This is a genomic window from Marivita sp. (genome assembly GCF_022763305.1).
Lineage (GTDB): Bacteria > Pseudomonadota > Alphaproteobacteria > Rhodobacterales > Rhodobacteraceae > Marivita.
The window spans coordinates 1-12,988 of record NZ_JALEGT010000109.1; the positions used below are offsets into that span (position 1 = coordinate 1).

A 12,988-nucleotide genomic window follows, 5' to 3' on the forward strand; every position below is an offset into this window, starting at 1 on the left:
AACGCATGTCACGCGATGCCCGTGTGCAGGCCATCGGCGGCGGGGCGAGCGAAGTCATGTTGGAAGAAGTCGCCAAGCGCATGTGAGCTTACTATCCAAAAAAGTAACAATCTACAGAAACAAGGACGAAAAAGATGAATCTGGAAACCACTCAAAGCCAAACACTCGCAAAACTTACCCAAGAGATCTCGATAATTCTCGTCGGCACAATTCTTCTGACACTATCCGCCAAAATCGTGGTGCCGTTCTACCCGGTTCCCATGTCTACACAAACCCTGGTTGTCTTGGGTCTGGGCCTTTTCCTGGGGCCGGTGCGCAGTAGTCTTGTTGTTGTGACCTACCTTTTTGAAGGTCTGCTTGGCCTGCCGGTCTTCGCAGGCACGCCTCCGGCTCTGGCCGGACCGGCGTATATTGCGGGTCCCACAGGCGGATACTTGGTAGGCTTCGCACTTGCGGCGGCCGCCGCCGGGTGGATTGTTCAAGCACTGCAAGGACTTCGGCCTGCGTTCAGAGCATCTGTCGCGGTCTTTTTGGGTTCGATAGTCATGTATTGCGCAGGGCTGCTCTGGTTGGGTGGCTTTGTCGGCTATGGCGAAAAGTTGCTGAACGCCGGTCTTTACCCGTTCCTTCTCGGGGATCTGACGAAGGCGACAATTGCTGTAGTTCTGTATACTGCTTACCATAATCGCCGCGCTGTGTGACTGCCAGCCCAAGACTGTATCAAACTGTTTCAGTCTCATACGGGCCTGGTCCAATGTAAGTTGAAATGGTCCGATGCCGGATTTGACAGGCACCGGACGCCAGCCTGAGGTTTCCGGCGCCATGCGAGAGCAATGCGCAAAACTGTGCGAACCAAATTGTTCGCAATCAATACCTGGTCGCACACAATGAAAAGAAGCAGCATGTTTTTCTCAGAGCCGGAGCCTTGCCGCGCGAAGGGAGTCGAATTGGCCCCTGGAATTCTGAGGATCGTCGCGAACAATCCCGGAAAGATGACCTACCACGGGACAAATAGCTACATCATTGATACGCCTGATGGTCGGTTCATAATCGACCCCGGCCCAGCAGAAGACAGTACACATTTCGGGGCAATCATCGAAAATTTGGGGGCCAAACCATCTGGGATTCTGCTCACACACCACCATTCTGATCATTTTGGAGTCGTCCCAGCCCTGCGAGCACGGACAGACGCACCTGTTTATGCCTCACGGGCATTCCCTGACGATGCATTTCGACCTGACCGGTTTCTGGAGGACGGACAGGTCATTGCCGGTCTTACCGTCCTGCACACACCTGGTCACGCGAGCGACCACCTTTGTTTCGCGAGACCTGACGGAGTGCTCTTCACGGGCGACCACGTTATGAGTTGGAACAGTTCGATCGTCAGCCCCCCTGACGGAAACATGCACGACTACTGCGCGCAGCTACAGCGGCTGATTGAGCGCGACGATAGGATCTACTTTCCGGGGCACGGACCTATACTCCGGGATCCGCAACCTTACGTCAAACGGTTGCTTTCCAACCGCATGCGTCGCGAGGCGGAGATCCTCGCCCACCTCTCAAACACCCCGGATTCGGTCCAGAATATCGCCGCTTCCGTCTACAAGAAAACCGACCCACAAATCGCAATGGCCGCAGGACGAAACGTTGCGGCGCATCTGGAGAAGCTGTTGTCTGAGTCGCGGGTGGTACAAGATGGCGGGGTCTGGAAATTAACATAAGAAGGATTATGCGCAACATGAAATTCCCCTATTTTCAATAGGTTTCGCCCTCTACCACCTCCCTGTGGGCGAACCTCTGGCGGCACCGACGCGGTCGGTGTCGCCCCTTTTTAACGAGCCAGGAATAAGTTCAACCGAGATCAGATCACGGGAACGTCCCAGCCGAATAGGACTGAAGAACCGAAGCAGAAAAGGCGGACACGAACCGGTGAGCATCGAAAAGGAAGAAGCGGTTCCGGTCGCGCGGCTTGTTGACGGTCGCAGTGATCGAACCGTTGGTTGGGTCTATCGCTGGAATACGTCAGAACTGTCCATCCTCTGGCTCGATCCCAAACGTACGGCACACCATATCGATCCCCCGTTAAGCCGGAACACGATTGCGAATGCAAAGACTGTCACCACCGATGAGGTTACTGACCTTTTGGAGGAGCTGTCGCTCAGGGGCTCAGCCGATCTGCTTTAGCATCAAGGCGCTCCAAGACAGTTACAAAAATTCGAATTTGACCGCTCGACGATAGTATATTATCGTAATCCTCAGATTCTGCATCACAGTCAATCGAGCTCTTGGATATGCGCAATTTCCTTCGTAATTTTTTTCTCGCTGTCGTCGCGGGAACGGCCTCGCTGAGCGGAGGTGGAAACAGCGCGTCGGCGCAGACCTACCCGATCGATTGCGCCATCCTGCTCTGCCTCTCCGGCGGCTGGCCGGCATCAGAGCCCTGTTCGCGGGCACGTGCAGAGTTCATACGACGGATCACGCCATGGCCTGTCGAGCCTCCCCTCCAGATCTGGCGTTGCCCCATGGGGGCCTCCTTCGAACCTGTAGACGACCCCGGTCGCACTCGGCGTGTCATTGACATCCTCTTCTCCAACGCTTCTACCCTGCCCCAGAACCTCGCGGAATCTGACCCCGAAAAAGCTGGCGCCCTCTTGCCTGCCGTCGTGCGGTCGAAAGGCGTCGAGCCACTACCTCACCCTGACGGGTTTGCGTTACATCTGATCCAGGACCGAGCCGACATCGACATCAGTGGACCGGAGTTCAACTTCATCCGCTCGATCCGTGTCTTCGATGTTCGGTATGCGCGCCAACACGAATCCCGCGACAGCGATTGCAGCCGTTTCGAAACAGTCCTTCTCGGTTCCTATGGAATCCAGGGCGATTTTTACTGGTCTCGTTCGTCCGTCGCCGCGTTGCCCGAGGCGCATGTCGGCTTGGAACGTTGGGGCGATCATTGCCCCTCCATCTATCACCGCTCGGTGTTCGTCGACTGGCGAGACTATGAGGGCAATTACGGGTTCGAGCAGGTGAACTACTAAGACGTTGTCCTCTGCACCAAACCTGCATTAGAGACCGTGGATCGCAGCGTCCCATAACAATCCGCTGTTATCATTGCCCTTCGGTCCCACCGAGGCTTGATTTCGTCATACCATCCGAGGCGACAGCCCTTCGCCTCGTCTTAAATCCGGTGATCGAGTTCCGTCGCCGCCTCGGCCGCTGCCAGTAGCGTAACCGCATCGATCTGCAGAGCACGCGCGAGTACGATCAACTCAACTACGTCGACCCTACGCTCTCCGCTCTCCAGACGAGCGACGAAGGACTGGTGGCATCTGAGACGTAAAGCGAGCTCGGCCTGCGTTAAGCCAGCCGCCTTCCGCGCCGCAATCAAAGCGTCGCGAAGTGCCTCATGTCCCGAACTCCTGATCGTTTTCGCCACGTGTCACAAACCTCTTGTGACAGGGCTAATCTACTTTATAGATTATCTAAAAAGTGGATAGTGGGCGTTTACATGATGATAGAGACTCCGAACTGCACGCCGCCGATACGGCCAGATTTCACAAGACGGCGGCCCTTCGAAAAGGTCGCGGCCAATTCACTCGTCCATCAATTCCAGGAAGCGTCCGTAGTCCTGGCTCACCTCGCGCGCCTCTTCGAACGCCCGCGCGCGCTCAACCTCAAGGCACCGAAAGTAGCTCTGGATGTCCCGCATGTAGATCTCAAAGTCGCTGCGGATGAGATCGACATAGTCCCGCGCGGCTTGAGAATCGCTTGGCACGAACGGCCTGGGCGGCGGCAAACAGGACGCGGCGGAGACTTCGCCTGCCAGGCACGCGACCAGAAGTATAGCTTGTGCCATGATCGACACGCACAACCTGAAGGCGTCCAAGCCCCTTATTTTCTTGATCAAATGCATGGGAACCGTCTATTCGTCAATTGAGCAACAATCCGCTTGTCGCATCAAAAGTTTATCTTGTGCGCCAATACTATATGATCGTATGACTTGGTTTCAACACCTGAAGCCTGGTCATTCGCCCTATTGGAGAACGTGATCCGGGTGATGGACCTAGAAAAAGAAGCCCCGAATGTGGTCACCGAACCCAGATTCCGCGATCTGGTCGCCAGCGGCTATCGCGTCGAAGTTGTCTGCAAGGAAGACGCCTTCAAGAAAGGCCCCAACTGGCATGGGGTCTGGATCATGCGCGCTGTCAGCGACGATGGGATCGAGAAACTTCTGGTCACGGCCCGGACCCGAACCTCGCGCAACGACATCAAGATCCGCGAGATCAAGACCGTCACCGGGGTCATCTCCTTCCTGCAAGGGATCGGTTTCTCGCACGCCGACGTGCCTCTGGAAGAGGGCAAGCGGACGGTTCACAAACTCTCCAGCGAAGAGATGGCTGCCAGCCGGGCTTAGCGCCCTTTTCCTTTCCTACCTGGGCCTCCCGGCATCGGCAGACATGGTCCTGGTGATGGCGGGGGACGGTTCTCTTTCGCCGTCGCGCGCCCAGGAGCGGTTCGCGCGCAACTACAATGACGGGGTTGGCGTTGGCTCGACCTCAGAAGGGTTGCGCATCTTGGGCGAGGAGCGCCGCACTGAGCGACGTGAAGGGGTGCGCGTCGCGGCGATGATCCCTCGCGCGCTCACACCACGCCCGGATATCCTCGCCGCGATCGAGGAGACCGGACTGCGCTATGCGAGCCACCCTGGGCTCCGTGCAGCCGATATCACCGTCACGGACTGGCTCCACCTCTATCGCGCCAATATCGAGATCGAGAGTGCGTACAATCCGCACGCCGTCTCCCATGTCGGGGCGGTCGGGCTCGGGCAGTTGATGCCCGATACAGCCCGCGCTCTTGCCGTCGACCCCCATGATTGGAAACAGAACCTCGACGGCTCCGCGCGTTACCTCGCCCTGATGTTGGCCGAGTTTGGCGACGCGCGCCTCGCGCTCGCCGCCTACAATGCCGGACCCGACGCCGTGCGCGAGCATTCCGGCATTCCACCGTTTCGAGAAACCCAAAACCACGTCCAGCGGGTGCTGGCCGTCTTCAACCGGCTGGAAGGAGCGTCCCCATGAAGCCATTGACGAACCCCCTGATCACCCTTGCCGCTCTCCTCATCGTTGCGGCAGAACCGGCCCTGGCCCAGAGCATCGACCTCTCACCGATTCAGAGCTTATTACAGGGCATCGTGGACGCGCTGACCGGACCGCTTGGCGTCGTCATCGCCACCCTCGCGGTCCTCGGAGTGTTCCTCAGCTGGTTCTTCAACATCATCGATCTGCGCCAAGCCCTCTGGGTGCTGGTGGGCATCGCGGGTGTTGCGGCCGCGCCGACCATCGTTGCCGCCGTCTTCGGGTCGTGAGAGGAGGCGAACGTGGCCGAACGATCGCCGCTCTTTCTGGGCCTCGTACGCCCGCCCAAGCTCCTCGGCCTGCCGATCATGTATGCCATGATCTGGCTCTTCGGGTCGGTGCTGCTCTTCGTGTGGGTGCAGCACCTGGTTGTCCTGGGCATCGCGGCGGTTCTCTATCCGGTTCTCTGGAAAGCGGCGGATTGGGACCCGCGGTTCATCGACGTGATGATGACGTCTCTGCAGGAGACCCCACCGACGCGGAACCGGTCCATCCACGGGGGCGACAGCTATGCGCCATAGTGAAGCCCTGGGCGAGACCGTCGATGAACGCACCCTCATGCCGGATTGGTATGCGCGCGAGAAGCGCCTCGCGCATATGCTGCCCTATGTCAGTCTCGTGGACGACCACACGGTCCGCACGCGTGCCAACGAGCTCTTCCAATGCATCCGCCTGAGCGGGGTGAACAGCTACACCACGGACGATACCTATCTCGACAAGGTGACGGCGCTCTTCGCCCGGATCATCGCGCAGCTCGGGCCGGAGTTCAGCTACTACGTGCACAAGGTCTCGAAGTCGATCACCCCGGACCTGCTCCCGGTCCGGGGCGACGGCTTCGCGGCGGCGGTGGATGATGCCTGGCGCGCAAAGCTCGCCTCGGCCGGTCTCCGGGACAAGACCCTCACACTCACCATCATCCACCGCCCGCCGCCCAGAAGCTTCCTCGGCTTCGTGAACCGATCTGCGCCGGAGCGGTTTAGGGAAGAGACTGCGAAACGGATCCGTCGTCTCAAGGAGGCGGTCGGCGTCTTCACCTCCGGCCTCGCCGAACTCAAGCCCCGCATCCTTTCAGCAGCCTCTGGCGAGCTTGTCGGTTTTCTCGGCGCGCTCAACACGGGCCGCGAACTGCCGCTCTATCCCGCAAACCGCTACGGGTTCCTCGCCTATAACGTCGCCAACACCCGGGTCACGTTTCTCGAGGATCATTTCGAGCTATCGGACGGCGTTGTCGGCCACCGCTTCGGCAAGAGCTTCACCATCGGCGAATATGCCGAAGGCACGACCTGCACCATGTTCGACATGCTGAACCTGCCGGTCGACATGATCGTCACCCATTCCTTCACGCCGATCAATTCGAACCTGATGGCAGGCCGGATAAAGCGCCAGAAGCGCCAGATGCAAGCCTCCCAGGATGCCGCGCTTTCACTCCTCGAAGCGCTCGACATCGCCCATGATGATCTCGAAGCCAAGCGCCAGAGCTTCGGCGCGCACCACATGGTCGTGACCGTTTTCTGTGACAGTCTCGACGAGCTGCAGACCCTCGGAGCCGAGATCGTGAACGCCGCCGCCGCCGAGGGCGTGAAGATGATCGGCGAGCGGATGGCGGCCAAGTCGCATTATTTCAGCCAGCATCCGGGCAACCAGCCGAAACGGGTCCGCGCCAGCGCTGTCACCAACCGCAACTTTGCGGATTTCGCGGCACTTCATCGCACGCAGCTCGGCAAGGAGAAACACCAACTGCCCTGGGGCCAGGAGATCACGCTCTTTCCGACGCCGGAACAGAGCGCCTACCGGTTTTCCTATCACGAGCAAGGCTCGCCGGAGAAGGAGCCCACTGGCGGACATACTCTCATTCTCGGCCGACCCGGTTCCGGCAAATCCGTCCTCTCGGCCTTCCTCATGACGCAAGCCCGCCGGGTCGGCGCGCGCATCTTCGTCTTTGATTATCGGCTCGGGATGGAGATGGCCGTCCGCGCCAATGGCGGGCGCTACGCCTCGATCAAGGCGGGACAGGCGACAGGCCTCAACCCGCTCTGGACCGAGATTGATGAGCGCGGCACGGCATGGCTCTCGGATTGGCTCGCCTCGCTTCTTTATCGCTCGGATAAACCCCTGACCCCGGCCCAGACCAACCGCATCCAGGAGGTCGTTCGCCAGAACGCCACTGCCGGTAACCCCGCTCTTCGGAACTGGAAGGATTTCGCCTCGCTCTTTGTCTCGACCGACGACAGTGGCGACCTGCACCAACGCCTTCTCGAATGGACTGAGGACGGCCGCTACGGCTGGATCTTCGGCCAGAGCTTTGAGGACACCTTCTCCCTCGATGGCGATGTCGTGGGGTTTGACCTGACCGGCATTCTCGACAGCGAGAGCGAGAAGGAGCGCATGGCGGTGCTCTCCTATCTTTTCCGCCGCATCGAGCGGGAGATCGAGGACCGTCGCCCCACCATCATCGTGATCGACGAGGCCTGGAAGGCGCTCGACAACCCGTACTTTGCCGAACGGCTCTCGAACTGGCTGGTGACCGCCCGGAAGCAGAACACGGTCGCGGTGATGATGACGCAATATGCGAGCCAGTTAGAGCGCACGCGCACCGGCAAGACCATCGTCGAGGCGGTGCCGACCCAGATCCTGCTCCCCAACATCCGCGCTCATGCCTCGGATTACGCGATGCTGAACCTCTTCGAGAAGGAACTCGACGTGCTCCTGAACACCGGCAGCGACAGCCGTCTCGCCCTCATCCGCGACGACAGCGGCTCCGTGGTGGTCGATGCCGACCTCTCCGCCCTCGGCCCCCTCCTCACCATCCTCGGCGGCATGGAGAAGGGCGAGGCTCTCGTCGGCCCCGGCTACCGCGACAGACCTGATTTCTGGAGGCTCTCATGATCCGACCCCTCATCCTCCTCGCCGCGCTCGGCGTTCTCTCGTCCTGCGCCGGATATCGCGAACCCCAGGCCAACTGCTTCGCCTTCCGCGCCTCGCTCGACCGCGCCGAGCCGGATTGCATCTTCACACCCATCGGAAACCCGGAGGACAGCGTTGAGGTCTAGGGTCGCACATATCCTCCTGGCGGCTCTCCTGCCGGCGGCCGCGCTCGCCCAGGGCGTTCCCACCAACGATTCCGGGCTGACGGCCCGCGATATCGTCGAGACGGGCGACCGGGACGCCGACCTCGCCGTCCAGCGTGAGAAACTCATCGTCGAAGAGTTGCTGACCGAGATCGAACGGGAACAGCTCGCCACGCTGCGCGCCATCCTCGACGCGCAGACGAGCTTCGGTGGCCAGGGGCTGCCGGGCATGGTCGCAGACCTCGAGGGTGGCGGCAGCGATCCGGACCGGTCCGCGGAGGCGGTCTATGGCTCCGGCGATGTCGATCCCAATCCGGGCGGCGCGGGTATGTTCGGGGATGCGGCCGAAAACATCGAGCAGCTGATCATCCGGGTCGCCCAGGAGACCCACGGGCAACCCGGGGTCGGGCGGGCCGGTCTTTCCGTCGTGCAATGGCGCGCCCTCCTGCAGGCGCTCATCTGGCAGGAAAGCCGGTTCTCCATCGGCGCACGCTCGCCTGTGGGCGCCTTCGGCCTCACCCAGATCATGCCGGGCACCGCGAGCGATCTCGGTATCAACCCGGAATACTATGAAAGCCCCTACCTGCAGGTGACAGGCGGCGCGCGCTACCTCGCGGCGCAGCTCGCCACCTTTGACGGCAACATCGTCAACGCGCTCGCGGCCTATAACGCCGGTCCGGGCCGGGTGTTCGAATATGGCGGCGTACCGCCCTTCAAGGAGACCCGGCACTACGTCAGGGTCATCCCCGAACGCTACAATCTCTACCTCGCGCGGATCGGTGGCATCGAGGCGCTCGGCACGATCGACCCTGCGCTTCTCGCCAATGCCCATCTCTCGCTCAGCGGATTCGGGGCCGCCTTTTACGGCAGCAATTCCCCCACCGCCATCCGGCAAGCCGCCTTGCGCGTCCAGGACATCGTCACCCGGATCGGCGGCACCGAGGACCTCCAGGAGAGCATGGCGCTCAATACCTATGCCCGCGCCGAACTAGTCCGGCTGATGGCCGCACGCATTCGCCTGAAAGCCGCACGGACCCGGCCGCTCAGTGCCGCGCAACTGGCCCAGGCCGCGGCCCGCATGGTCGAGAACGAATTCATGGAGTTCACATTGGAGGATCTGGATTGATGCCCCGCAGAATGTTCATTTCAGCACCACTTCGCACGTTGACCCTGGCCAGCGTCTTGGCGCTTTGCTCGCCTTTCGTGACCAATCCCCCCGTCCTGGCCCAGGGCGTGCCGGTCGTGGACACCCAGAACATCGCCCAAAACATCCAGCAGCTCCGGCAGATGATCGAGGACGAGATCCTGCAAAACGAGCAACTCGTGCAGCTCCGCGAACAGCTTGCCACGCTTACGGAGCAGCTCGCCGAGCTACAACGAACGTATGAGGCGCTGACCCGTCTGGCAGAGCTGCCCGAGATCATCCGGACACAGATGGAGGACGAATTGAACGGTCTCCTGGACCAGGAGTTCGGCGATATCATCGCCACCATTGAGGCGATCAAGACGGGGGATTTCTCCGGGCTCACCGGATCCGGTGCCAGCGAGATCGAAACCCAGATGGACCGGGTGCTGGCCGATCTCGGCTTCGACGAGGACACGCTCTCGGAAATGGCGCGCAGCGGCAATCCCGGGGCCGAGCGCGTGGCGACACAGGCCACGACCGGCGCGCTGGTCTCGGCCGCCGCCCAGAACAGCTACGAGGATGCCGGGCAATCGCTCGAACGTGTCGACCGGCTCGTCGGGCTTATCGATGACATGGATGAGCTCAAGGAGAGCGTCGATCTCAACACGCGGGTGACGGCAGAGCTCGCCATCGCGCTCGTCGCCATGTGGCAGCTCGAAGCGATCCAGACCGTAGGAGATGGCACCGGCGGCGTGATCGATGCCGCCACCATCGCCGAAGAACAACGCTTCATGGAGTTCACACTCCCGGAACTGAATGCGGATTGAGGACTGATTGTTGGACGAAGAAACCGCCATCATCGAGGAGGAACTGGTCTACGGCGCGCTGAGACGGGAACGGCTCTGGCAGCGCCTGGGACTTTTCGGCCTCGGCTTTGGCATCCTGGGCTGCCTCAGCGCGGCCGCCGTGTCCATCCTCGATGTCGATCCGCCCCCTGTAGTGGTACCTTACGATCCCGCCACCGGCTTCGCCCTCCCCGAAGCCACCGTCGGGGCCACCACCGTCACCGAGAACCGCGCCATTATCGAGGCGGAGGTCTTCCGCTACGTGACCGACCGCGAGGTTTACAACCAGCTCGACAATGACGTGCGTATCCGCAGCGTGTTGCGCCGTTCGGACCGTGCCGCAGGGGCCTCACTGCGCCAGATCTGGAATTCGGCCAATGCCGACTATCCCCCGACCGTCTATGGACCCAACGCCCGCCTCGACGTGGAGATTCTCAGCATCAACCTGATCGGCAACAACCGGGCCACGGTGCGACTTCGCAAGCGCCTGACCTCGATCCAGGGGGTTCAGGCGGGCCTCTTCACCGCGACGCTCCTCTTCGAGTTCCGCCCCGAGGAGAGCCGCTCCATCGACCAGGTTTGGACCAACCCGTTTGGCTTCACCGTCGTCGAATATGCGATCCGCTCGGACAGATTGGAGAACCAGTAAGTGCGTTTCACCAAAAAGAATTCAGAGAACGCCTTGCCAGCGTCCCACATACGTCAGAAGCGGCAGGGCAATAACAATGCGAAACACACCGCACACGCCCGGGCGTTCGTCGCGGCCTTTTTGATGGTCTCGCTGTTTACGCCCCACGCGTCAGCCGAGGCGATCCCGCGCGGGGGACCCAACGACCACCGCGTGCGGGTCGCGTCCTACCAGGAAGGCCAGGTCTACAGGCTGAACGTTTCCCTGACCCATGTCACGACCATCGAGTTCGGGACAGGCGAGAGCATCCGCTCAATCATCGCCGGCGACACGGAAGGATTTGAGATCGACGGCGTCCCAGGTGGTCGCGCCTTTGCGATCAAACCTGTCGCCCGCGGCGTCCATACCAACGTGAACGTCTACACCAACAGACGGAGTTACTATTTCAACGTGAACGAGGTCTCGAGCCCAACCTTCTATGTCGTGCAATTCCGCTACCCGCAAGACAATCGCCGCTCGGCCGACGCCATCGCACGCGCCGCGCCAAACACCAATTACGGGGCCAGCGCACGGACGGAGTTCACGCCGACCCGGGTCTGGGACGACGGCACCTTCACCTATTTCGCCTTCCCACGGAACGCACCCGTCCCGGCGATCTTCCGTTACACGAACGGGCGCGAGCGCACGGTGAACACAGGCGCGGTCGAAGACGGTGTGATCCGTGTCTCGGGCGTGGGGCGCCAATGGGTGCTGCGTCTGGGCGAGGACGTGGTGTGTATCGAGGCGACGCCGCCCGCGGAGGCCGCCTCATGAGTGACAACAACCCGGATCTCGAACAGCGTCTTGCTGCGCTCGAACGGGGCAACCCGCGCCACGGACCCGCCCCGAAACACCGCTCACCGCTCCTCGCCCTCCTCCTCGCAGGGCTCATCCTGGCGGGCGGCTTGGTCCTCTTGCTGTTTTCGGGCCCGGGGGAAGAGGTCGCCCTGCCGACGGCCACCCCGGACGAGTTCCAAACCGAGGGTGACGGGTTCGGAGAGATCGAACCCTTCGTGCCGCCGCCCGCCCCGGAACCCGAGATCGTTCTCGTCGAACCAGAACCCAACGCCGAACTTTTGGCGCAGATCGCCGCACTCCAGGCCCAGATCGAGGAACTGCGCGACGCGCCGGACGCCGGGGCGGACAGCGCGGCAGCGGAGGCGATCGATGCCCTGACCGCACGGATCGCAGCCCTACAGGACGCCTCCGAGAATGCTCAGGAACAATTCCAGACCGAACTCGCCGCACGAGATCGGGAGCTGCAACAGCTGCGTATGGACCTGGACCTCGCGCGGCTGGAGGCCAACAAGCCGGCACCCGCCCCGCTCGGACCCACCGACGAAGAGTTGCGCGCCCGCGAAGATGAGCGGATGCGACGTGAGGAAGAGGCGCGGCGGCTGGCCGAGCTGCAACGCCGGGCCGAGGAGGAGCGTGCCTTCCAGGAACGGCGGATTTCCTCCCCCGTTATCGCCTTCGGCGGAACGGGCGGCGCCAATGCGGGCGAGACAGAACTCACCGAACGCACCTTCGGCGAGGTGACAGACTTCGTGCTGAACGGCGCGTTGCCGAGCGCCATCACACAAGCCGAAGTCATCGCAAATCCCTCGAACACGGTCATTCAGGGCACGATGATCCAGGCCGTGATGGAGACCGCACTCGACAGCTCGCTCCCCGGACAGACCCGTGCCATCATCTCCGAAGACGTCTTCAGCTATGACGGCTCACGGCTCCTGATCCCGCGCGGCTCGCGCCTTATTGGACGCTACCGCTCCGGCATCGAGATAGCCCAGAAGCGCGTCACCATCGCCTGGGACCGGATTGTCCTGCCAAACAACCAGACCGTCCAGATAAGCTCCTTCGGGGGAGACGAGTTGGGCCGTTCGGGTGTCACTGGCTTCGTCGATACCCGCTTTGACGAGCGGTTCGGCTCAGCCGCGCTGATTTCGATCATTTCGGCCGCCCCGAGTGTGGCCGCCGCCCAGGTCGAGGATGAGACCACCGCGGACGTACTTGAAGATGTGGGCGATGACTTGGCCGATGCCACCGACAGCGTGATCGGTGAATATCTCTCCATTGGCCCGGTCATCTATGTCGATCAGGGTGCCCGCGTCACCGTCATGGTCGACCGGGATCTGGAGATTTTCTGA

At 61.5% G+C, this 12,988-nt stretch carries 18 protein-coding genes; 16 read left to right on the forward strand and 2 right to left on the reverse strand.

Annotation, left to right across the window (positions count from 1 at the left end):
- Positions 1-5 precede the first annotated feature (5 nt).
- From MRY75_RS19185 to MRY75_RS19205, 5 genes are all read left to right on the forward strand, one after another.
- Entirely contained in the window at positions 6-86 is an 81-nt protein-coding gene (locus tag MRY75_RS19185; protein ID WP_292309631.1) for an acyl-CoA dehydrogenase family protein, read from the forward strand.
- 48 nt (positions 87-134) lie between these two features.
- Entirely contained in the window at positions 135-701 is a 567-nt protein-coding gene (locus MRY75_RS19190; protein ID WP_043753595.1) for a biotin transporter BioY, read from the forward strand.
- A gap of 201 nt (positions 702-902) precedes the next feature.
- Entirely contained in the window at positions 903-1,721 is an 819-nt protein-coding gene (locus MRY75_RS19195) for an MBL fold metallo-hydrolase (RefSeq protein WP_028288548.1), read from the forward strand.
- Between the two features lie 208 nt (positions 1,722-1,929).
- The gene (locus MRY75_RS19200; protein WP_141102078.1) at positions 1,930-2,184 is read left to right on the forward strand and encodes a hypothetical protein; all 255 of its coding nucleotides are present in this window, start codon (positions 1,930-1,932) and stop codon (positions 2,182-2,184) included.
- 107 nt (positions 2,185-2,291) lie between these two features.
- Positions 2,292-3,038 (forward strand): hypothetical protein, encoded by a 747-nt coding sequence (locus tag MRY75_RS19205; RefSeq protein ID WP_088626515.1) that lies wholly within the window; start codon positions 2,292-2,294, stop codon positions 3,036-3,038.
- Between the two features lie 140 nt (positions 3,039-3,178).
- Here MRY75_RS19205 and MRY75_RS19210 read toward each other — a convergent pair whose 3' ends face one another.
- Together MRY75_RS19210 and MRY75_RS19215 are read right to left on the reverse strand one after the other, a co-directional pair.
- Positions 3,179-3,436 carry a helix-turn-helix transcriptional regulator gene (locus MRY75_RS19210; protein WP_043753586.1) on the reverse strand — a complete coding sequence of 86 codons (258 nt, stop codon included), beginning with the start codon at positions 3,434-3,436 and terminating at the stop codon, positions 3,179-3,181.
- A gap of 156 nt (positions 3,437-3,592) precedes the next feature.
- Positions 3,593-3,913 (reverse strand): hypothetical protein, encoded by a 321-nt coding sequence (locus MRY75_RS19215; RefSeq protein WP_009803471.1) that lies wholly within the window; start codon positions 3,911-3,913, stop codon positions 3,593-3,595.
- A gap of 144 nt (positions 3,914-4,057) precedes the next feature.
- Between MRY75_RS19215 and MRY75_RS19220 the strand changes: the two genes are divergently transcribed.
- The 11 genes from MRY75_RS19220 to MRY75_RS19270 all read left to right on the forward strand — a co-directional run bounded on the left by MRY75_RS19220 (position 4,058) and on the right by MRY75_RS19270 (position 12,988).
- Complete coding sequence (locus MRY75_RS19220; protein WP_028093938.1) at positions 4,058-4,414, forward strand: hypothetical protein; 357 nt, start codon at positions 4,058-4,060, stop codon at positions 4,412-4,414.
- Positions 4,415-4,457: 43 nt separating this feature from the next.
- On the forward strand, positions 4,458-5,078 hold the full coding sequence (locus MRY75_RS19225) for a lytic transglycosylase domain-containing protein (RefSeq protein ID WP_071974361.1): 621 nt from the start codon (positions 4,458-4,460) through the stop codon (positions 5,076-5,078).
- Positions 5,075-5,365, forward strand: coding sequence for a TrbC/VirB2 family protein (locus MRY75_RS19230; protein WP_071974362.1), 291 nt, complete (start codon positions 5,075-5,077; stop codon positions 5,363-5,365). Before MRY75_RS19225 ends, MRY75_RS19230 begins: the two co-directional genes overlap by 4 nt.
- A gap of 12 nt (positions 5,366-5,377) precedes the next feature.
- Positions 5,378-5,656: a VirB3 family type IV secretion system protein gene (locus MRY75_RS19235; RefSeq protein WP_121066923.1), complete on the forward strand. Its 279-nt coding sequence runs from the start codon at positions 5,378-5,380 to the stop codon at positions 5,654-5,656.
- On the forward strand, positions 5,646-8,021 hold the full coding sequence (locus MRY75_RS19240) for a type IV secretion system protein B4 (protein ID WP_088626513.1): 2,376 nt from the start codon (positions 5,646-5,648) through the stop codon (positions 8,019-8,021). The genes MRY75_RS19235 and MRY75_RS19240 overlap by 11 nt, the downstream gene beginning before the upstream one ends.
- On the forward strand, positions 8,018-8,185 hold the full coding sequence (locus MRY75_RS19245) for a hypothetical protein (RefSeq protein WP_292309619.1): 168 nt from the start codon (positions 8,018-8,020) through the stop codon (positions 8,183-8,185). Before MRY75_RS19240 ends, MRY75_RS19245 begins: the two co-directional genes overlap by 4 nt.
- Positions 8,175-9,329 carry a lytic transglycosylase domain-containing protein gene (locus MRY75_RS19250; protein ID WP_088626512.1) on the forward strand — a complete coding sequence of 385 codons (1,155 nt, stop codon included), beginning with the start codon at positions 8,175-8,177 and terminating at the stop codon, positions 9,327-9,329. The genes MRY75_RS19245 and MRY75_RS19250 overlap by 11 nt, the downstream gene beginning before the upstream one ends.
- Positions 9,329-10,156 carry a type IV secretion system protein gene (locus MRY75_RS19255; protein ID WP_223228094.1) on the forward strand — a complete coding sequence of 276 codons (828 nt, stop codon included), beginning with the start codon at positions 9,329-9,331 and terminating at the stop codon, positions 10,154-10,156. Before MRY75_RS19250 ends, MRY75_RS19255 begins: the two co-directional genes overlap by 1 nt.
- 10 nt (positions 10,157-10,166) lie before the next feature.
- The gene (locus MRY75_RS19260; RefSeq protein WP_088626511.1) at positions 10,167-10,823 is read left to right on the forward strand and encodes a virB8 family protein; all 657 of its coding nucleotides are present in this window, start codon (positions 10,167-10,169) and stop codon (positions 10,821-10,823) included.
- A 123-nt stretch (positions 10,824-10,946) separates the two neighbouring features.
- Complete coding sequence (locus MRY75_RS19265; RefSeq protein ID WP_292309620.1) at positions 10,947-11,615, forward strand: TrbG/VirB9 family P-type conjugative transfer protein; 669 nt, start codon at positions 10,947-10,949, stop codon at positions 11,613-11,615.
- Positions 11,612-12,988, forward strand: coding sequence for a TrbI/VirB10 family protein (locus MRY75_RS19270; RefSeq protein ID WP_088626510.1), 1,377 nt, complete (start codon positions 11,612-11,614; stop codon positions 12,986-12,988). Before MRY75_RS19265 ends, MRY75_RS19270 begins: the two co-directional genes overlap by 4 nt.

What these genes read in the sequence shown, in the direction of transcription:
- MRY75_RS19185 (WP_292309631.1), top strand. Translation starts at nt 6, where the DNA reads ATGTCACGCGATGCCCGTGTGCAGGCCATCGGCGGCGGGGCGAGCGAA.
- MRY75_RS19190 (WP_043753595.1), top strand. Translation starts at nt 135, where the DNA reads ATGAATCTGGAAACCACTCAAAGCCAAACACTCGCAAAACTTACCCAA.
- MRY75_RS19195 (WP_028288548.1), top strand. Translation starts at nt 903, where the DNA reads ATGTTTTTCTCAGAGCCGGAGCCTTGCCGCGCGAAGGGAGTCGAATTG.
- MRY75_RS19205 (WP_088626515.1), top strand. Translation starts at nt 2,292, where the DNA reads ATGCGCAATTTCCTTCGTAATTTTTTTCTCGCTGTCGTCGCGGGAACG.
- MRY75_RS19215 (WP_009803471.1), bottom strand. Translation starts at nt 3,913, where the DNA reads ATGCATTTGATCAAGAAAATAAGGGGCTTGGACGCCTTCAGGTTGTGC.
- MRY75_RS19220 (WP_028093938.1), top strand. Translation starts at nt 4,058, where the DNA reads ATGGACCTAGAAAAAGAAGCCCCGAATGTGGTCACCGAACCCAGATTC.
- MRY75_RS19225 (WP_071974361.1), top strand. Translation starts at nt 4,458, where the DNA reads ATGGTCCTGGTGATGGCGGGGGACGGTTCTCTTTCGCCGTCGCGCGCC.
- MRY75_RS19230 (WP_071974362.1), top strand. Translation starts at nt 5,075, where the DNA reads ATGAAGCCATTGACGAACCCCCTGATCACCCTTGCCGCTCTCCTCATC.
- MRY75_RS19240 (WP_088626513.1), top strand. Translation starts at nt 5,646, where the DNA reads ATGCGCCATAGTGAAGCCCTGGGCGAGACCGTCGATGAACGCACCCTC.
- MRY75_RS19245 (WP_292309619.1), top strand. Translation starts at nt 8,018, where the DNA reads ATGATCCGACCCCTCATCCTCCTCGCCGCGCTCGGCGTTCTCTCGTCC.
- MRY75_RS19255 (WP_223228094.1), top strand. Translation starts at nt 9,329, where the DNA reads ATGCCCCGCAGAATGTTCATTTCAGCACCACTTCGCACGTTGACCCTG.
- MRY75_RS19265 (WP_292309620.1), top strand. Translation starts at nt 10,947, where the DNA reads ATGGTCTCGCTGTTTACGCCCCACGCGTCAGCCGAGGCGATCCCGCGC.
- MRY75_RS19270 (WP_088626510.1), top strand. Translation starts at nt 11,612, where the DNA reads ATGAGTGACAACAACCCGGATCTCGAACAGCGTCTTGCTGCGCTCGAA.